At 67.0% G+C, this 19,820-nt stretch carries 12 protein-coding genes; 4 read left to right on the top strand and 8 right to left on the bottom strand.

Annotation, left to right across the window (positions count from 1 at the left end; translation table 11 throughout):
- Positions 1 to 174: 174 nt before the first annotated feature.
- Positions 175 to 3,222 (top strand): carboxypeptidase-like regulatory domain-containing protein, encoded by a 3,048-nt coding sequence (locus ACCD07_RS30920; protein ID WP_413449540.1) that lies wholly within the window; start codon positions 175 to 177, stop codon positions 3,220 to 3,222.
- Positions 3,223 to 3,360: 138 nt separating this feature from the next.
- Positions 3,361 to 6,663 (top strand): BTAD domain-containing putative transcriptional regulator, encoded by a 3,303-nt coding sequence (locus ACCD07_RS30915; protein WP_413449539.1) that lies wholly within the window; start codon positions 3,361 to 3,363, stop codon positions 6,661 to 6,663.
- On the opposite strand, the gene ACCD07_RS30910 is transcribed toward ACCD07_RS30915, so the two are convergent.
- From ACCD07_RS30910 to ACCD07_RS30875, 8 genes are all read right to left on the bottom strand, one after another.
- Positions 6,656 to 6,976, bottom strand: a complete 321-nt coding sequence (locus ACCD07_RS30910) for a hypothetical protein (protein WP_176652494.1) — start codon at positions 6,974 to 6,976, stop codon at positions 6,656 to 6,658. The two genes, ACCD07_RS30915 and ACCD07_RS30910, sit on opposite strands and share 8 nt — an antisense overlap.
- Positions 6,977 to 6,988: 12 nt before the next feature.
- Positions 6,989 to 7,678, bottom strand: a complete 690-nt coding sequence (locus ACCD07_RS30905; protein ID WP_176652493.1) for a hypothetical protein — start codon at positions 7,676 to 7,678, stop codon at positions 6,989 to 6,991.
- Positions 7,679 to 7,775: 97 nt separating this feature from the next.
- Positions 7,776 to 13,454 (bottom strand): Hpt domain-containing protein, encoded by a 5,679-nt coding sequence (locus ACCD07_RS30900; protein WP_413449538.1) that lies wholly within the window; start codon positions 13,452 to 13,454, stop codon positions 7,776 to 7,778.
- Positions 13,455 to 13,484: 30 nt separating this feature from the next.
- A complete protein-coding gene (locus tag ACCD07_RS30895; RefSeq protein ID WP_176652491.1) occupies positions 13,485 to 15,806 on the bottom strand; it encodes a methyl-accepting chemotaxis protein in 2,322 nt (773 codons plus the stop codon).
- 87 nt (positions 15,807 to 15,893) lie between these two features.
- Positions 15,894 to 16,436: a chemotaxis protein CheW gene (locus tag ACCD07_RS30890; protein WP_413449537.1), complete on the bottom strand. Its 543-nt coding sequence runs from the start codon at positions 16,434 to 16,436 to the stop codon at positions 15,894 to 15,896.
- Between the two features lie 12 nt (positions 16,437 to 16,448).
- Complete coding sequence (locus ACCD07_RS30885; protein ID WP_176652489.1) at positions 16,449 to 16,814, bottom strand: response regulator transcription factor; 366 nt, start codon at positions 16,812 to 16,814, stop codon at positions 16,449 to 16,451.
- Between the two features lie 19 nt (positions 16,815 to 16,833).
- Entirely contained in the window at positions 16,834 to 17,253 is a 420-nt protein-coding gene (locus ACCD07_RS30880) for a response regulator (RefSeq protein ID WP_176652488.1), read from the bottom strand.
- Positions 17,254 to 17,325: 72 nt separating this feature from the next.
- Positions 17,326 to 17,478: a rubredoxin gene (locus ACCD07_RS30875; protein WP_176652487.1), complete on the bottom strand. Its 153-nt coding sequence runs from the start codon at positions 17,476 to 17,478 to the stop codon at positions 17,326 to 17,328.
- Positions 17,479 to 17,574: 96 nt separating this feature from the next.
- Here ACCD07_RS30875 and thiD point away from each other — a divergent pair, with 96 nt between their 5' ends.
- On the top strand, positions 17,575 to 18,435 hold the full coding sequence (thiD, locus tag ACCD07_RS30870; RefSeq protein ID WP_413449536.1) for a bifunctional hydroxymethylpyrimidine kinase/phosphomethylpyrimidine kinase: 861 nt from the start codon (positions 17,575 to 17,577) through the stop codon (positions 18,433 to 18,435).
- A gap of 16 nt (positions 18,436 to 18,451) precedes the next feature.
- Positions 18,452 to 19,741 (top strand): glutamate-1-semialdehyde 2,1-aminomutase, encoded by a 1,290-nt coding sequence (gene hemL, locus ACCD07_RS30865; RefSeq protein ID WP_413449535.1) that lies wholly within the window; start codon positions 18,452 to 18,454, stop codon positions 19,739 to 19,741.
- Positions 19,742 to 19,820 lie beyond the last annotated feature (79 nt).

Here is a 19,820-nt window from a genome sequence, read left to right as displayed (position 1 = left end):
GACACGAGCTCTGCCGTAGCGGCTGCTACGGCAGAGCTCGTGTCCAAATGTCGGATCTGACCCCGGGTTTAGCATTTGTGAGCGATTTGTGGGCCGCTCCCGACGACACTGGCAACACCAGGACTGCTGCAAACAGGCCTGAGGTCACCATTCCCAATGTCTACAGGAGTTTCCATGTTGCAAGTTCCAACGATCCCTACCCCGCTGCTCGGCTCGGTCGTCTGCACGCCCACCGTGGCCGCCATCGGCGACAGCGTCTGCGTCGAAGTCAAGGCGCCGAACGGCCAGCCCTACGATAACAATGAGTCGGGCAACATCTGCATCAACGGCGTGCCCGGCTCCAAGCAGTACCTGGTGTGGAACCGCGCCGGCAAGAAGACCATCAACGTCACGGCCGGCAAGCGCGGCGCCATCGAGAAGCTGAAAGCCGAAGTCCAGATCAACGCCCCGGCCGACGGCAAGCAGCCGCCGACGCTGACGGTGCGCACGGCGCCGCACAATCCCACCGCGATGATACTGACGGTGGAGAACGCGCCGGAGCGCCGCACCCAGGGCACGCCGCGCACCCGTCCACCGATTCACATCGCGCCGCGCAAAACGGCCATGGGCCTGCAGACCATCGCCGCGCGCGACGCCGCCACCCATCCCGTCCTGCTGCCGACCACGCGACCTCGCCTCGCCATCAATGCCGGCGGCGGCGCCACCGCGGCGGCCTACAACTGGGAACTGGGCACGGTGGCCATGGGCAGCACGCATCCGACGCTGCAGCACGATTTCGCCACGCAGCTGAATCCGAACCGTCCGCACACGGTGTTCCACGTCAAGGTGACGGTGCAGCAGCCGGGCGATGCGCCGCATGTGATACAGCGCAGCGTCAGCGTGGCCAATCCCTACTTCCTGACGCGCCAGCGCGGCGTGCTGCAGCCGCCGGTGGACAGCAGCGACTTCAGCGCCCAATTCATCGACGGCAGCTACCGCGCCAGCTTCACCGTGCGCAATCCGGAAGCGACCAACCTGACGCTGAGCACCATGCAGCTGGAACTGGCGTATGAAGAGGGCCCGCGCGAATTCGAACTGCGTCCGGCCGCCGCCAGCGCCATCGTGCTGAAGGCCCAGGGCACGACCCGCATCGACGTGGCGATTCCGAAAGCGCAGGTGCCGCAGCAGGCCATCGCCTTCAGCGTTCACTACAAAGGCACGGCGCCGAACGGCCTGCCGGTGCGCGTCAGCGCGCACTTCGACCTGCCGCAGCACATGAGCAAGAAGCTGCTGGTCAACGCCGCCGCGCAAACCTTGCTGAGCGACCTGGCCAGCCGCCAGCTGGTGGCCAACCCCACATCGATCACGCTGGAGGAAGTAACGCGCCTGGGCAGCTACGGCATGCTGCCGGCCTCCTCCTCGGTGGCGCTGCACGGCCCGACGACGCTCACCGCGATGGACATGCATATGGCGCCGCCGTTCCCGGTCGACGGCCAGGAGTGCGATCCGTGGAACCTGCCGGACCACATCCCCGACGGCATGTTCTGCATGCCGACGCAGGAAAAACGCTGGATGCAGATGCCGGCGCGTTTCATGAACGCCAAGAAGGGCGACCTGATCCTCAATCCCAGCAACGGCAGCCTGATCTCCGCCGTGCTGCAGACGGTGACGCCGCCGCAGCGCTATTCGCACTCCGGCATCATGACCCGCAACCGCGATGAGATCACCCACTCGACGGCGTCGGAAGACCGCCTGATCGAATTCATCGGCGGCGACGGCGCCCGTCCCGACGTGCTCAAATACCTGTGGCCGGGCGTGGTCACGCAAACCGTCGCCCACGCCGTCGACGGCGAGGACATGGTCGATCCGGAGACCGGCAAGAAGTACCCGATCGCCGGCTTCGCCACCATCGAATCGAAAATGGACCTGGGCGGCGTGGCGCCGGAAATCGTGCCGGCCATGGTGGTCAAGCCCGATCCTCTGAGCGAGACGCTGGAAATCCGCCAGACCCTGCACGGCATCGCCGACTTCGCGGCGCAGCAGGCCGGCAAGAGCCACTACCGCTTCTACTGCTACACCAAGCCCGCCATCGGCCTGACCGACAAGGCGCCGGCCAGCGCCAAGTGGGCGGCCAACACCTTCCCGACGGTGTGCTCGTCGCTGCTGTGGATGTCGATCAAACAGTCCGGCGTGCCGATGGAAGGCGGCATGCTGGAACAGAGCGACCTGGCCGGCGGCGCGCAGATCGTGCCGTCGACGCCGGACGGCCTGTACGTCTACCAGTCCGACGAACGCATCGCCGCCGGCGAGATCCTGTATTCGAAGATCCACGAGATGGTGCTCGAGAGTGCCGGCTGGTTCGGCAACGCGCTGACCGACGCCGCCGACGACACCGCCAACCAGATGCTCAACGCCTTCGCCTCCGACTGGTGCGAATCCGACGCCAAGGACTCCGACGCCTGGCGCCAGACCGGCGACGCCAACGCCGTCAGCCCCGCCAACCTGTGCTTCTTCGACGCGCCGCTGTACGGCTACGCCGAACCGCTGATCTACCGCCCGGCGCGCTGGGAGGAAGTGACCATCTACAAATGGAAGAAGGTGGCGCAGACCGGCACGCTGCACGGCGTGGTGCATTTCGACGGCAAGGCGGCGGCCGGCGCCAGCGTGCAGATTTCGCAGAACCAGTTCACGCACAGCGCGGCCGACGGCAGCTTCACGCTGGCCAACGTCCCGGTGGGCAGCGTGCTGGTGACGGCAGACAAACAGGCGCTGCACGGCGAGGCCTCGGTGACCGTCGCGGCCAACAAGACCGCCAACGTCACGCTGGACCTGAAGCAGCCTTCACACCTGTTCCGCCGCCTGACCATCGACGGCTGGATGGCCACCACCGACTACGAATTCGCCGCAGCGGCCTATCCGCACAGCGTCGGCGATTTCTACAACATCGCCCAACTGGGACCGTCGTCCAGCACCCACGTGGTCAAGGTGTTCGACCAGGTGGCCGACGACGCGATGGGGCGTCTGATCCTGACGCTGGACCTGCTGGCCAACGACGTCATCCAGGTCAAGGCCACGCTGCGCTGCTACGGCGAGGGCTATGCAGACGGCGACAACTACCAGGAAGGGCACCTGGCGCCGTTCACCATCGGCCCGGGCAAGACCGGCACGTGGTGGATGTTCGTCGACGGCGACAACTACGCCGAGGCGCACTTCACGCTGAGTAACAAGGTCGACCCTGGCTAAGGCAGGGACTTGCAAGGGGCGGCGCCCCTTGCAGTTGTCTGTTGCAAATAAATAGTTGTTGAAATTAAATATTTGTTCTTTTTATAATTAGAATTAAACTAGTGGTTCCTGCGCAGTTCGCTTCGAGGAATCACCATCATGGCATCACTCGCCAAAACCTCCCGTCCGGTCGCCCGCCTGATCGGCCGCCACAGCGCCGTGCAGACGGTGCTCGACTCCCCCGCCACGCTGACCTGGATCGCCGCGCCGGCCGGTTCCGGCAAGACCAGCCTGGGGCTGGAATTCTGCCAGGCCGCCGGTCCCACCGTGGCCTGGCTGCGGCTGGACGAAGCCGACACCGATCCCGCCAGCTTCCTGCTCTACTTCGAACAAGCCATCGTCAACGGCGGCGTGGCGCCCGGCTGGCAACCGCCGCCGCTGCTGCGCGAACACCTGCCGGCGCCGCAGGGCTATCTGCGGCTGTACGCGCGCTCGCTGGGCGCGGCGCTGGCGCCGGCCAGCTGCATCGTCATGGACGACGCCCACCGCTGCCAGGACGCGCCGTGGTTCCGCCAGTTCCTCGAAACGCTGGCCACCGAGCTGCCGCCGGCCAGCAAGGTGGTGGTGCTGAGCCGCGCGCTGCCGCCGGCCGCCTGCGCGCGCCTGCTGGCGCATGGCGACATGCATGAACTGGACAGCACGGCGCTGGCCTTCACCCGCGATGAAACCGAAGTGCTGCTGAATGTGCTGGGCGTGGGCCAGGCCGACACCGTCGCCGACAGCGTCTATGCCTTCACGCGCGGCTGGGCCGCCGGCATCGCGCTGGTGGCGTCGTGGCTGAAGCGCCGCCCCGGCGCCGCGCTGGCGGCGGAGGACGTGCTGTCGGAGGCGATGATCGGCTACCTCGCGGAGGAAGTCTTCAGCGCCTACAGCGACGAGGAACGGGCGACGCTGCTGGCTGTCTGCTGGCTGCCGCACTTCAGCGGCGCCTGGGCGGCGGCGCTGTCCGGCGCGCCGCACGCGGCCGACATCGTCGCCCGGCTGGCCGCGCAGGGCGCGCTGATCTACGAATACCCCGGCCGCCAGTACGCGCTGCATCCGCTGTTCCAGGGCTTCCTGCGCAAATGGGCCGCCACCCGCGTCGGCGAAGAGCAGCGCCGCGCATGGATCGCCGGCTGCATCGACGTGCTGCTGGCCGACGGCAGCGGCGATGCGGCCATCAAGCTGGCACTGGAACACGGCATGCCCGAACGCGCGGCCGGACTGATCGAAGCCAGCGCCGAATCGATGTTCGCCAGCGCCCGCCACACCACGCTGGCGCGCTGGATCGACGCCCTGCCCGAAGCGCATCGCAATGCCTGGCATTACTACTGGCTTGGACTGGCCGTCTTCATGAGCGACACCGCGCGCGCCCGCGCCGCGCTGCTCAAGGCGCTGCAGGCGTTCACCGAACAAAACCAGCCCACGCACCGCTTCCAGGCGCTGAGCGCCATCATCAGTTCCTACTTCTTCGACGGCGCCGCCGAACAGCCGCTGCGCGCCTTCCTGCGGCAGCACGTCGATCCGGCGGAGGACTACGACCGCCTGCCCGGCTCCGCGCTCAAGGCGCACCTGACGCACAGCGTGTGGAGCGGCTTGTTCATGACCGATCCCGGCCACCAGGACATGGATTTGTGGGAACAGCGCGCGCAGGAAGTGCTGCGCCAGCCGGGCGAGCCGACATTGAAGGTGAGGCTGGGCGCGATGCTGGGCCAGCACTACTACCAGTCCGGCCGCTACGCCGCCGTGCACGCGGTGCGCGAGCTGGTGGACGCGATGCCGGAAGCGGCCGCGCTGCCGCCCTACGCGCGCTACCTGTCGCATCTGGTGCAGCTGTACGACGCCTTGACCGCCATGGACCACGACCGCTTCGACGCCACCTACGCGGCCTGCCGCGCAAGCTCCGAAAGCAGCGGCATCCGCATCATGGACAGCCACTACGCGCTGCTGCACGCCGCCGCCTGCCTGCTGCGCGGAGAGCCTGGCAAAGCGGTCGCCGTCATCGCCGAAGTGGCGGCGCAAACGCCGCCGCAGCACCACAACCTGGTGGCCCACCTGCAGCTGACGCGAACCTGGCTGGCCAGCTATAACGGCGACGGCCACAGCGCGCTGGCCCATGCCCACATGGCGCACGAGGCGGCGCTGCGCTTCGGCAGCGTGCCGTACGAGGTGTATGCGCAGGCCGCCGGCTGCGTCGCCTACACGCTGCTCGACCGCGAGCGCTGCGCAGCCGAAACCGCCGTGCTGCGCCGGCATGCCGTCGACTACCGTTCGCCGCTGGCGCAAACCTGGGCCGACCTGCTGGAGGCCTGGCTGTTCATCGCCGGCGCCGACGGCCACGCCCAGCCGCTGGCGCAGCTGCAGCGCGCGCAGCCGGTGCAGCTGCTGCTGGCGCAGGACAAGCTGCGCCGCGCGCTGAACCACGTCGCCGCTCAGGGCGGCGGCTACCTGACCTTCGCCACACCGCATATCCTGCAACCGCTGTGCGCCCATGCGCTGGCCGCCGGCATCCTGCCCGGTGCCGCCTGCATGCTGGTGCGCGCCTGGCGCCTGGCGCCGCCGCCCGACGCCGGCGACAACTGGCCATGGCCGGTGCAGGTGCGCACTTTCGGCGGCTTCGAATTGCGCATCGCCGGCGAGCCGTTGCGCTCGCAAGGCAAGTCCAAGCACCGCCAACTCGACATCCTGAAGCTGGTCGCCGCCCATGCGCCGGGTAGCGTCACGCTGGAACGGGCGGCGGAATTGCTGTGGCCCGACGCCGACGGCGATACCGCCCGCCATGCGCTGGAGACCACGCTGTCGCGATTGCGCGCGACCATCGGCGCGGGCAGCATCCTGCTGGAGCAAGGAGTACTGTCGCTGGCGCCACAGCAGTGCTGGAGCGACACGGCGGCACTGGAGCAACTGCTGCCACGCTTGCAGGAACTGACGCGCGCCTGGGGCGCCGATGCAGGTGCGGGTGCGAATGCGCCGCTGGAGACCGCGCTGCTGATGGCCGCCACACAGGCGCTGTCGCTGTATCGGGGAGAATTGCTGGCCGGGGACAGCGCGCCATGGCTGCTGGCGCGGCGCGAACTATGGCGCGGCAAGCTGGCGCGAACCCTGGGCGACGCCGGACGCCAGCTGGCGCAGGCCGGCCGCACGGCCGCCGCCGTGCAGTTGCTGGAACGGGCGCTGGAAGCGGACCAATGCTGCAAGGCGTTGAACGCAGACCTGATGCGCATCCATCTCGACGGTGCGCGCTTTGAAGAGGGACTGGCGGCCTACCGGCGCTACCAGCGCGTGGCATTGAGCACGCTGGGCGCGCCGGTGGCGCCGGAGATCGAGGCGCTGGCGCAGCAACTGATCGCCGGCGCAGTTGCCGCGGCGAGGTCCGGACCTGCGCAACACGCAGTGCAGGCCGGACCCAAGCGTGCTACATGATGTATTTCAAATGCTCGGCCGGGATGTTCATGGCCCTGGCCAGTTCCGGATTGGCGCGCAGCTGTTCGGCGACGCCTTCCATCACCGGCACCTCGTGCACGTCCAGCCGCGCGGTGCGTGCTTCCGCCGCGCCTTCTTCGGTGCGGCGGCCGACCTTCTGCATGTCCGGCGACATCCGCAGCACCACGCCGCTACGTTCGCGGGTGGCATTGAGCAGTGTGCCGTAGTGATCGTTCTGCACCGTCAGGCCGGTGTAGCCCGCCTCGCGCAGCAGCGCGCTGATATCGCTGACCAGTTTTTGATCCTTGTCCATTTTCGTTTTCCTTTAAGCTAAGAGCAGGCCGAGCGACGCGTCGCTGCTGGCGTTTTGTACGAAGGTGCCGGCCGTCTTGGTGCCGTTACCCGGCAAGAAGTAAGGCTTGGCGAATTTGACGCCGGAGATGGCGGACGTCAGCTGCGGCAGCAGGTCCTGCACCTGCTTGCGCACTGCCGGCATAGCCTTCTTCAGCGCATCCTTGGCGGGACCGGCGCAGAAAGGCGCGCCGCCGTCGAACGAGAACCAGGTGCCGTCGACCGTCACGTGCAGATGCTTCTGACTGTCGAGGAACATGAACAGGAACACCGAGATGGTGCCGTCGATATCGCTGCAGAACCACGGCGTTTCGATATGGAAGTCGAAATTGACTTTGGCTAGCATGTCGAAAGGCTTGTGCGCGGCCGGCGACTGCATGAAGTAGGGAACGCTGATCCACGGCGTGGCCTGCACCCGCAGGCCGCTGGTCAACGAGGCGCCGGAGCTGATCAGCTGTGTGGCGACCATGCCGACGTTGGCGTTGGTGTTAATCAGCTTGCCCAGATCGACCAGGTTTTCGCCGTTGGGACGATGGACGACGAACACGCCGCTGCCCGGAGGCGATTCGGAAAACGGCTGGTCCGCCGCCTTGACGGTATTCTGGCCGACAAAGACTCCATTAAAGAAGCCCTGTATGAATGAGTAAGTGCTGGTGACTGACATGATGCTTTCTTCCTGTAAGAGAGCGCCACCGATGGAATATCGATGACCGCAGGAAGAAAGGTAATCTTGTACTACCCACAAATGGCTTGCAAATGCCTTACTGTTTCAGCAGCCCTTCGATCGCGTCCAGCAGCACCGGCTCCTGGAACGGCTTGCCGAAGTAGGCGTTCACCCCCAGTTGCAGCGCGTAGTTGCGGTGCTTGTCGGCGCTGCGCGAGGTAATCATGATGATAGGGATGTCCTTGGTGCGGTCGTCGCCGCGCACGTTGCGGGTCAGGTCGAAGCCGTCCATGCGCGGCATCTCGATATCGACCAGCATCAGGTCCGGCGCGCTGCCCTGCAACTGCTCCAGCGCGTCCACGCCGTCCTTGGCCAGGACGACGGTGTAGCCTTCGCGCTCGAGCAGGCGCTGCGTCACGCGGCGCACCGTCATCGAATCGTCCACCACCATGATGGAACGTCCGCGCTGATGCGCCGCCCGATCGCGCCCGTCCGCCTGTGCGTGCTGCGCCTTCAGTTCCGGATGATGCGCCAGGTGCTGCGCCAGCGCCACCGGGTTCAGTATCAGCACGATATCGCCGGAACCGAGCACCGTGGCGCCGGCGATGCCGACCATGCGCGCCAACTGCGGGCCGATGTTCTTGATGACCACCTCGCGGTTGCCGAGCACCTCGTCGACCTGCACCGCCAGCCGCTCGTTGCCGTTCTTGAGCATCATCACCGGCGAGGAGCGCTGCACCGGCGGCTGCGCACCGCCGGCGCCGAGCAAGACTGGCAGGTAATGCAGCGCCGCCTGCTGGCCCTGGATCGGCACGTGGCCGTTGCGGTGCGCTTCCGCCAGCGCGGCTTCCTTCATCTGCAGCACCTGCTCGACCAGGATGGCCGGCAGCGCGTATGTCTTGCCGCCCGCGGCCAGCAGCACCACCTGGGTGACGGCCAGCGTCAGCGGCAGGTGGATGGTAAATTTTGTGCCCTTGCCGCGTTCGGAGAACATGTCGACGCGGCCGCCCAGCGCTTGTGCTTCGGACTGCACGATGTCCATGCCGACGCCGCGTCCCGACAGCTCGGTCAGCGATTCTGCGGTGGAGAAACCGGGTTCGAAAATCAGGTCGGCGATCTGGGCATCGGTGACTTCCTCGTCTTCGCGCAGCAGGCCGTTGCTGACCGCCTTGGCGCGGATGCGCTCCAGATCGAGGCCGGCGCCGTCGTCGGTAAATTCGATGACGACCTCATTGCCCTGCTGGGCCACCTGCACCAGCAGTTCACCCGTTTCGTTCTTGCCCGCCTCGCCGCGGCCGGCGCGGCTTTCCACGCCGTGGGCGATGGCGTTGCGCAGCAGGTGCTCGAACGGCGCGGCCATGCGTTCCAGCACGCTGCGGTCGATTTCAACGGCGCTGCCACGGATATCGAGGTTGACGCGCTTGTCCACCTCCTTGGCGCTTTGGCGGGCGACGCGGAACAGCCGCTCCGAGATGCTGGCGAACGGCACCATGCGCACGCGCATCAGGTCGCGCTGCAGGTCGCGCGTCAGGCGCGCTTGCAGCACCAGGTCTTCGCCGGCGTTGTCGACGCTGCGGGTCAGGCTTTCGTGGAAGGAGGCGACGTCGTTGACGCTTTCCGCCATCATGCGGGTCAGCTCCTGCAGGCGCGTGAAGCGGTCGAATTCGAGCGGATCGAATTCGCGCTCGCTGGAGATCGACATGCGCGAGGCGATCTGCGATTCGGCCTGCATTTCGACTTCGCGCAATTGACGGCGCAGCCGCGTGAGGTTTTCCGAGAAGTCGAACAGCGAGGAGCGCAGCGTCTCCACTTCGTTTTCCAGCTTGGAGCGGGAGATCGAGACTTCGCCGGCCTGGTTCACCAGGCGGTCGAGGATGTCGGCGCGAACGCGGACCAGCGGCGATTTGGCGCCGGGCTGCGGATCGTCGATTGTTACCGGGGCCGGAGCGGTGGGCTTGGCGGTGTCGCCGGCGGGCGACTCGACGGCGGCACCGGCGTAGGCATCCACGTCGAGCGCGACGACGCCATCGGTGCCTGCGATCGCGGCGGCGCCGGCGTCCATGCTGCCGACATCGGCGGCCAGGCCGGAAGTGCCGGCCTGCTGCAGCGCCTCCGGGTGCTGCAGTTGTTCGAACAACAGCAGCGCGTGGTCGTAGTGTGCCAGCAGTTCGTCGAACGCTTGCGGCGTGGCGGAACCGGCGTGCACCATGTTTTCAATGTGGGTTTCGATTTCGTGCGCGTGCTGGCCGAGACGCATCGCGCCGGCCATGCGGGCGCTGCCCTTGACGGTGTGCAGCAGGCGCAGCAGGCTTTGCGCATGTGAGGGATCGGCAGGCTGATGCTGCCAGGCGCGCAGCGATTCGCCCACTTGCGGCAGCAGGTCGGCGCCCTCCTCCAGGAATACCGGCAGCAGGTCGGCGTCCAGTTCGTCGTGGAAGATCGCCGGCGCGGCGGTCAGGATTTCCGCTTCGGCGGGCGGCAGCTCGATGATTTCCGTGTCCAGCTCGGGCATCGGCTCGGGCGTTGAGTCAAGCGCCGGCGCGGCGGCTTGGGGCTCGGGTTCGGCCGCTTGCGGCTCTGGCTCTGGCTCTGGCTCTGGCTCTGGCTCGGGCTGAGGCTCTGGCTCCGGTTCGGGTTCGAGCGCGAGGACCGGCGGCACAGGCTCCGGCTCCGGCGCGAGTGGCGCGGCGATCTTGAGCGGCGGCTCGGCAAAGGTATCGTCGAAGGCGGCGTTGAACAAATCGTCTATGTCATCCGCAGGCGCCGGTGCTTTTTTCGGTGCCGGCTGCTCGGGCGCCTCCACGTCAGACTCCGGCACGCTGCCGCTGATTGCGTTATACGTCTCGCGGAACAGCTGATCCAGCGCCGACTCGACCGGTTCCGGCGGCGACGTGATGTTGTCCATCGTCTCGGCCACCAGATCATCCAGGCGCGCCTCGATATCGTTGCTGGCCGCGGGCGGCGTGGCCGCCAGTTCCTCGCGCAGGTCATGCAAGGCGGTCAGCAGCTCCGGCTGCGAAGCGGGCATTTCGCCGGCAGCAAAACTGTGCAGCATCTGGCGGATGCGTTCAATCGTAAAGTCCAGCAGGTCATGCTGCACCTGGTCCAGGTGCGGCGCCGGCGGCAGCAGCGCCTGCAGCGTCGACTCCAGCGCCAGCGCCAACTCGCGCAGCGCCTTGAACCCCACCGTGCCCGAAGTCCCGGCCAGCGTATGCGACGCCTGCAAGGCCGCTGCGTTCACCGGACGGCGCGGCTCGTGACGCCATTCGCCGAAGTCCTGCGTCAGCAAGCGAACCAGTTCGTCCGTCTCGTGCAGATAGATGTTGTACAGCGGCAGGGCGATCTCCAGATCGCCGATATGCTTGACGTTGTCGTCGCGCGGCACCGCCGGCGTGATGGTCGGGAATTCGATGACGTTGCCGCTGACGACCAGCGGCGCGGGAGCGATTTCCTCAACGGCCGGCACCTCGTCCTCCGGCGGCGGTGCCACGGCCTCGATCTCCTCGACCGGTGGCGCCGCGCCCTCGGCAGAAGGCGCCTCGTCGATGGTGAAATCGCCCCCCTCCTGCACCCGGGCAGCGGCTGCGACCAGCGCATCGGCATTGCGCGACGAAACGCCGCTGGCGACCAGCTCCGCCACCCACGCCCCCATGTCCTGCGCAGCCCTGCCGAGCAGGTCGAACAAGGCATCGCTAGCCGGCCGGGCTTCCGCCATCCAGACATTCATCACCCGCTCTATCGCATGCGCGGCGTCGGCAAACTGGTTCAGGCCGACCATGCGCCCGCTGCCCTTGAGCGTATGGAAGGAGCGGCGCAGCATGGCCAGGCTCTCTTCGCCGCCCGACTCCGAACGCGGCTTGGCCAGCGTCCCATCGACAAACTGCAAAACCTCGCGCGCCTCGGCGATAAATATCTCCAGCAGTTCAGCTTCCACCGCCGCATCGCTGGGCGCAGGCGCGGGCGCCGCCAACGGCATCGACGACGGCGCAGGTGCCGGCACCTGCTCTTCCAGCACAGGGATCGATTCCGAAGCCGGCATCTTCTTGAACGGCACCGAGCGGAAGCTGCCATGCTCCGCGTCGAAGGCAAAGCGCTCGCGCGCACCCGGCGCGTTCTGCGCCAGCATGTCGACAAAGAAGCCCAGCGCGCCGACGTTCTGCGCAATGTCGTCCAGCGTCTTCGGCTCCAGCGACGGATCGCCGCCGCCGGCCGCCAGGCCCTGCACGGCGGCCTTCACATGCTGGGCCGCGCGCATCGCGTCTTCCTGGTCGAGGATCGCCAGCGCGCCTTGCAGCTGGTGCAGCACCGGATCCAGTTCCACCAGCGACGGGCGACGGGACGGATCGACGTAGTACTCGTCGAGCACCTTCTCCACCTGGCGCAGGCCGGTCTTCATTTCCATCGCCAGCGCGACCACCGTGTCGTCCTGCTGCAGCTGGCGCGCCAGGCCGTTCTGCCATTGGGCAGGAGCCGGCGGCGTATCGCCGGCCACCAGCGCCAGCAGGCGCGCGCCTATCGTGTCGGCATGCGCGGCGAAATCGTCCGGCAGGTGGCGGATCTGTTCCAGACCGTGTTCGGCGAACAGCAGCGCGGTCGCCATCTCCAGCGCCAGCTCCTCGCTGCGGCCGGCGGTGACTGCGGTGCGCGCCACGTCGGCCAGCTGGCGCAGCAGGGTGCACAGCGCCGGCAAGGCCAGTTTTTCGCATTCGGCGGCGGCATCGGCCAAGGCTGCGCCGAAGGCCGCATCCAGTTCAGGATCGATCACCGCGTCGGCCAGCCTGTCCCATGCGGCCTTGGCTTGCGCCATGGCGGTCCTGGCGCGCTCCAGCGCTTCCAGGTCGATCTGGCCGTAGCGGCGGGCTTCGTAGTCGGCCGGCACCAGTCCATCGAGCGCAAAGACGCGGCGCAGTTGCTGCACGGTTTCCGACGCCGACGACGGTCCGGCGGCGGCGATGAAGAACAAGGCGTCGCGCAGCATCGCTTCCGGCTGGGCGGCGGCGCCCTGGCTCAGACGACGGATCTGCAGATTGATCAGGCCAAACAGCTGCTTGACGTACAGGCCGCCCGCCAGTTCGCCGCTGGCCACCAGCTCGGCGAAGCCCTGCATCGCCACCCAGAAGGCGCGCGCCTTGCCGTCCTGCTGCGCGTCGGCCACCAGCTTGACCGCGTCGCGCAGCGCGGCGGCATGTTCCTGCTGCTGCGCCGCGTCGGTGCTCTTCAGGTAAGGCAGCAGCGATTTTTCAAACCGCTGCCGGAATGCCGCATAGTCGGCGGCGCCGGCATCGGCCGCCAACGGCAGGCCGGCCCCGCGCGACAGGTCCGGATAGAACAGGTCGGCCGGATGGATGCGCTCCACGCCCATCATCTGCTGCACCGCGCGGTAGTAAGGGAACAGCTTGACCGGCTGCGGCGGCGCGCCGTCCAGCAGCTCCTGCAGATACTCCACCAGCGCCTGATACAGCTCGGCCAGCGTCTGCGCATGGTCGGTGCTGCACTTGAGCGTGCCGGCCTTGAAGCGGTCCAGCGCCTCTTCCGCCACCTGCGTCATCAGTGCCACGCCGTCCACGTCGACGATCTGCAGGGCGCCGTGCGCCTGGTGCAGATGGGACTTGGCGTGCTGCAGCTGGGTCGCCTGATCTTCCGGTGCCCGGCCGCCCGCTTCGAACAGCGCGGTCTTCGAGCGTGCCAGCGACTCGCGGATTTCCACCATTACCCACGACAGGGGGCCGGTATCGAATTGCGGTTGCGGCGGGTTCGAAAAATCAGTTGTGGTCATGCTTGCCTCGGCCTTTCAATGATGGGCGGTTCAGGACGCGATGCGGAATCGCGCCACCGAGTTTTTCAATTCCTGCGCCAGCACTGACAGCTTATGAATCGATTGTGCGGTTTGCTGGGTACCGTCCTGCGTCTGCTCGGTCACCGTCAAAATGTGTTGGATGTTCTGCGCCACGCCGGTGGCCGACGTGGCCTGCTGGCCGGTCGCCAGCGAGATGCCGGAGATCAGTTCGGCCAGGCGGTTCGACACCTGCGAAATGTCGCTCAGCGCCGCGCCGGCCGCGTCGGACAGGCGCGCGCCCTCGACCACGCCCTGGGTCGACTTCTCCATCGCGGCCACGGCGTCGTGGGTATCGGTTTGAATCGTCCGCACCAGCGCGCCGATCTGCTTGGCCGCCTCGGCCGAGCGTTCCGCCAGGCGCTGCACCTCTTCCGCCACCACCGAGAAGCCGCGTCCCGCCTCGCCGGCCGACGCGGCCTGGATCGCCGCGTTCAGCGCCAGCACGTTGGTCTGTTCGGTAATGTCGGAAATGAGCTCGGTGATCTCGCCGATCTCCTGCGACGATTCGCCCAGCCGCTTGATGCGCTTGGACGTGTCCTGGATCTGCTCGCGGATCTCGTGCATGCCCTTGATGGCGTTTTCCACCGCCGTCGAACCCTGCTGCGCCGCCGCCACCGACTGGCGCGCCACGTCGGCCGATTCGCTGGCCGAGCGCGACACGTCGGTGATCTCGTTGGCCATCTTGACCACGGTGGCCGACGCATCCTGGATCTCGCGCGACTGCTGCTGGGATGCCAGCAGCAGGTCGCTGGAAATTGTCTGCGCGTGGGTGGACGCCTTGGTCACCTGCTCGGCGGTGGCGGTGACGCGGCCGACCAGCCCGCGCAGCTCTTCGACCGTGTAGTTGACCGAGTCGGCGATGGCGCCGGTGATGTCCTCGGACACCGTGGCCTGCACCGTCAGGTCGCCGTCCGCCACTTCCTGCAGCTCGTTCATCAGGCGCAGAATCGCGGCCTGGTTCTGGTCATTCATGGCCTTCGCTTCTTCTTCCTTGCGCTGCGATTGCTGGCGCATGGCTTCCGCTTCCTGGCGGCGGCGGTCCGCGCCGCGGGTGCGGTTGTACGAATCCATCAGCAGCACGCGGCCGATGGCCGCCGCCGAGATCAGCGTCAGCATGCCGCCGACCACCATCAGCCAGAACGTCAAGCCCAGGGAATCCTGATCTTCGCGGTAGGCTTGCTGCAGCACCGACAGGCGCTGGCGCAGCGCTTCGTTGTCGTTAAAGATCAGCTCTTCGGCGGCCTTGGCGGCGCTGAACTTGTCCAGCCTGTCGAGGATGGCCGTGACCAGCTTCTGGTATTCCTCGAATTCGGTTTTCAGCACGATGATTTTTTCGCGCAGGTCCGGCTCGCGCACGGCGGTCAGCCCCAGCGGCGCGCTGCCGTTGAGGAAGCCGTCGACGGTGTTGCGGAACACGGTGGTGTCGCGTCCCAGCTGGAACGCGCTTTCCGATTTGACGCCGCCGCCGAGGAGGAACTCGCTGGCGCTGCGGCTCATGCGCTGGGTCAGCATGGTCAGCTTGCCGAGCGCCGCGATCTCGCGCGCCGAACCGCCGCGCTGCAGCTTGAGGGCGGAGATTTCCTCGGCGCGTGTCAGCAGTTCGGGCGACATCGCGTTGAGCTTTTGCAGCGTCTTGTCGACGCCGCTCAGGTCCGCCTTCAGCAGCAGGATGGTGTTGGCCGCCTTGTCCGTCTGGTTCCACTGCTTGCGCGCCGCCGCGACTATGGGCGCCAGCGACGATATCGGCTGGCCGATCTCGCGGCCCTGATAGCGGCCGCCGCGCGTCATCAGCGTGAAGTCGTTGTTCAACTCCTTGCGGCTTTCCTCCAGCTGGCGGAAGCCTTCGGCACTGCCCTGCACCGCGTTCGGCGTGGCCTTGCCGATGCGCTGCGAGTGCATCAGCGCGTCGCTGGCGATCTGGGTCTGGGTGGAGCGGTTGCCGCTGTGGATGGTGTTGAGGGCGACGAAGGCGGCGCTCAGCGCCAGGCTGACCGCCAGCGCCGTCGACAGCACGCTCAGTTGGCGCTGCGCCGGCAGGTGGCCGATCAGCGGCAGCTTGAAACCGCCCCCCGCCTCGGCGGCTGCGACGGGCGCGCCGCGACGGCCCAGCGCATCGCGCAGGCGCAGCGGCGCCGCGCTGTCGGTGCCGGCGTTGTTGTCGGGATGGTCGTCCTGTCCGGCGGCGGGGGCGGCGGAAGCTGCCGCTGCCGCGGCAGCTCCCTTGCCCGCCTCGGCGGCGTTCTGCATGAACTGTGAATCGCCGGCTTCGCCGAATTCTGAATTCGCTGCCATGTCCTGGCCGGCATTCCGGTTGCCACGCGAGAAAATACCCATGTTGAAAGCCATTACACCCTCTCCGGATTAGTTTTTACTACTCAGCTACACGAGACCAACTTGACTGAAACGGGGTTCGCGCACCAGTTGCGCGAGGTCGATACGGATCCACTGCTGGCCATCGGCGTCGGTGAACTGGTCGGGCGCGTCGCTGGCGGCCGTCATGTCGGCCAGCTTGCGCAGTCCCAGCACGCGCTCGACCAGCAGCGCGCAATTGAAGCCCAGCACGGGCGAAAATGTGATCAGGCGCCGCTCGGCCGCCGCCGTGTCGCCGGCGGACAGGCCCTGGTAGCGCGCCAGGTCGATCACGCCGGTCAGGTTGCCGCGTATATTGGCCAGGCCCTGGTACCAGTCCTGCGCCAGCGGCACCGGCGTCACCGGTTGCGGCGGCACGATCTCGCTGATCTGGGTCAGGTCCAGCAGGCAGTGGCGGCCGCCCAGCAGCACGCCGAGTTCACGGCCGCCGGCAGCGGCGCCGGTCTTGGCTGCCTGCATGCGTTCGAGCAGCTGCACCTGATACTGGCGCAGGCGGCTGCGGCGTTCCGGGCCGTTCGCAGGGACGGGGGTGTCGGGCGTGTGGCTGCTCATCGCGCTCGTCGATTAACCGAGAGCCGCGATTTTGGCCAGCAGCTCGGCGGCATCGACCGGCTTGACCAGGTAGTCGCGCGCGCCCTGGCGCAGGCCCCAGATACGGTCGGTCTCCTGGTTCTTGCTGGAGCAGATAATCACCGGCACGTCCTGCAGTTCGGGATCGCGGGCGATCGAACGGGTCACCTGGAAGCCGTTCGCGCCCGGCATGACCACGTCCATCAGGATCAGCTGCGGTTTGTCGGCCTTGATCTTGGCCAGCGCCTCTTCGCCGTTCTCGGCGGTGGAGACGGAAAAGCCGTTCTTGACCAGGATGTCGGTCAGGTAGTAGCGCTCAGTGGGCGAATCGTCGACGATCAGAATTCTTTGTATGGCCATGGTATCCCCTGGGGCTTTCTTATTCGGGTGCGGCAGCGCCGCCGCCGGTGTGCTCGCGCACGGCGGCCAGCAGGCTGTCTTTGGTAAAAGGTTTGGTCAGATAGGCGGCCGAGCCGACCATGGCACCGCGCGCGCGGTCGAACAGGCCGTCCTTGGAGGAGAGCATCAGCACCGGCGTGGCGTGGAATTTGGCGCTCTTTTTAATCAGCGCGCAGGTCTGGTAGCCGTCCAGGCGCGGCATCAGGATGTCGCAGAAGACCAGCGCCGGATGGTGGTCGTTGATCTTGGCCAGAGCGTCGAAGCCATCCTCGGCCAGCACCACCTGGTAGCCGGCCTGGGTCAGGAAGATCTCGGCCGATCGACGAATCGTGCTGCTGTCGTCGATCACCATGATTTTCAATGCCTTGTTTGTCAATTCAGCGTGCGGCGTGGTCGTCATAATCAGTTCGCAGGAATGGTGCTATACCATAGCACAGGAGGACGGCGACGGGCGCGGCGCTGGCAGGGCCGATCAGATGGCTACCATCTCGAAATCGTCCTTGCGGGCGCCGCATTCCGGGCAGCTCCAGTTCATCGGCACATCGGCCCAGCGGGTGCCGGCGGCGATGCCTTCGTCGGGAAGGCCGGCTTCTTCATCGTAGATCCAGCCACAGATCAGGCACATCCAGGTTTGGAACTCCTGCGTTGTTTCATTGCTACTCACGTTCTGCCACCCTTCAATCAAGTAAAATGCTGAATTAGGTATCTTAATCTACCCGCCGTGCAAAACCAAACTTCTCCTCTCATATTAAGCTTCGGCGCTGCCGATCCGGCCGGCGCGATAGGCGTCCAGGCCGACCTGGCGGCATTTTCCGCCCTCTCCTGCACCGGCCTGGCGGTGACCACCGCGTTGCTGATCGGCGACAGTGCCCGTGTCGAAGACATGCAGGAAATCGATCCCGACTGGGTCTCCGACCAGGCCCGTGTGGTCCTCGAGGACATGACGATGGCCGCCTTCAAGGTCGGCGCGCTGTCCAATGTCGAGCAGGTGGCGGCGATCGCCGAGATCCTGTCCGACTACCCGGACGCCCCGCTGATACTCGATCCCTTCAGTTCCCGCCTGCCCGATCCGGCCGACGCCGACGACGCCGAGGAACTGCTGACCGCCCTGCGCCAGCTGCTGGTGCCGCAGGCGACGCTGCTGATGCTGTCGCAAGTGGAGCTGGGCCGCCTGGCCGAAACCTGGCGCGAAGGCGGCGAGGACACGCTGGAATCAGACGTCGAGCACCTGCTGGCCCTGGGCTGCGAATTCGTGCTGGTCACCGGCACGGCGGCCGGCGCCGCGTCGGGCGACGCGGCCGCCTCTCCGCTCGGCGCGGCCACGCTGGCCAACACGCTGTTCGGCGCCGACGGCATGATCAGCCACGACGCCTGGCAGCACATGGCGGGCCCGTTCATCGGCGCCGGCGGCACCTTGTCGGCGGCGGTGACGGCCTACATGGCGCGCGGCGCCGACGTGCCCGAGGCGGTGGCGTCGGCGCAGGAATACACCGTCGGCGCGCTGGCGCACGCGCAGCGCTACGGCATGGGAAAATTCGTGCCGAACCGCTTTTTCCATCTGCAGCAGGCTTTACCAACTTGATATTGAAGATGCCATCATGACCACGATTTCGAAAAATGACGTGCTGTTCGAGCGCGCACAGAAAACCACGCCAGGCGGCGTCAACTCGCCGGTGCGCGCCTTCCGCTCCGTGGGCGGCACGCCGCGCTTCATCACCCGCGCCGAAGGCCCGTACTTCTGGGACGCGGACGACAAGCGCTATATCGACTACATCGGTTCCTGGGGCCCGGCGATCGTCGGCCATGCGCATCCGGTGGTGGTGAAGGCGGTGCAGGAAGCGGCCGCGCGCGGCCTGTCGTTCGGCGCGCCGACCGAGGGCGAGGTGCTGATGGCGGAAGAGATCTGCCGCCTGGTGCCGTCGATCGAGCAGGTGCGGCTGGTATCGTCCGGCACCGAGGCGACCATGAGCGCGCTGCGCCTCGCGCGCGGTGCCACGGGCCGCGACAAGATCGTCAAGTTCGAAGGCTGCTACCACGGCCACGCCGATTCGCTGCTGGTCAAGGCCGGCAGCGGCCTGCTCACCTTCGGCAATCCGACGTCGGCCGGCGTGCCGGAGGACTTCGTCAAGCACACGCTGGTGCTCGACTATAACAACGTGCAGCAGCTGGAAGAGGCGTTCGCCTCGTTCGGCGACGAAATCGCCTGCGTCATCGTCGAGCCGGTGGCCGGTAATATGAACCTGATCAAGGCCAGCGAGGCCTTCCTCAAGTCGATGCGCGAACTGTGCACCAAGCATGGCGCGGTGCTGATCTTCGACGAAGTGATGTGCGGCTTCCGCGTGGCGCTGGGCGGCGCGCAGCAGCTGTACGGCATCAAGCCGGACCTGACGGCGCTGGGCAAGGTGATCGGCGGCGGTTTGCCGGTGGCGGCTTTCGGCGGCAGCGCGGAGTTGATGAGCAAGATGGCGCCGCTGGGCGCCGTGTACCAGGCCGGCACCTTGTCGGGCAATCCGGTGGCGGTGGCGGCGGGCATGACGACGCTGAAGATCATCCAGGAGCCGGGCTTCTACGACAAGTTGAGCGCCTCGGCGGCGCGCCTGGCGGCCGGTTTGACCAAGGCGGCCAGGGATGCGGGCATCGTGTTCTGCGCCGACTCGGTGGGCGGCATGTTCGGCCTGTACTTCAGCGAGACGCCGCCGAATAACTACGCCGAGATGATGGCGGGCGACCGCGCGCGCTTCAACGTGTTCTTCCACGCGATGCTGGATGAAGGCGTCTACTTCGCGCCAGCCGCGTTCGAGGCGGGCTTCGTCTCGGCCCAGCACACCGACGCGGTGATCGACGAGACCATCGCCGCCGCCAGCCGCGTCTTTAAAAAGCTGGCGTAAGAACCCGGGGTCAAAAAGCGGGGGGGGGGTGGGGGGGGGCCCCCGGGGGGGGGGGGGGGGGGGCCCCCCGGGGGTTTGT

This window comes from Duganella sp. Dugasp56 (genome assembly GCF_047304105.1).
Classification (GTDB): domain Bacteria; phylum Pseudomonadota; class Gammaproteobacteria; order Burkholderiales; family Burkholderiaceae_D; genus Rugamonas; species Rugamonas hordei.
Note: the sequence above shows the minus strand (reverse complement) of the source record. Positions and strands in the feature narration are given on the sequence as shown.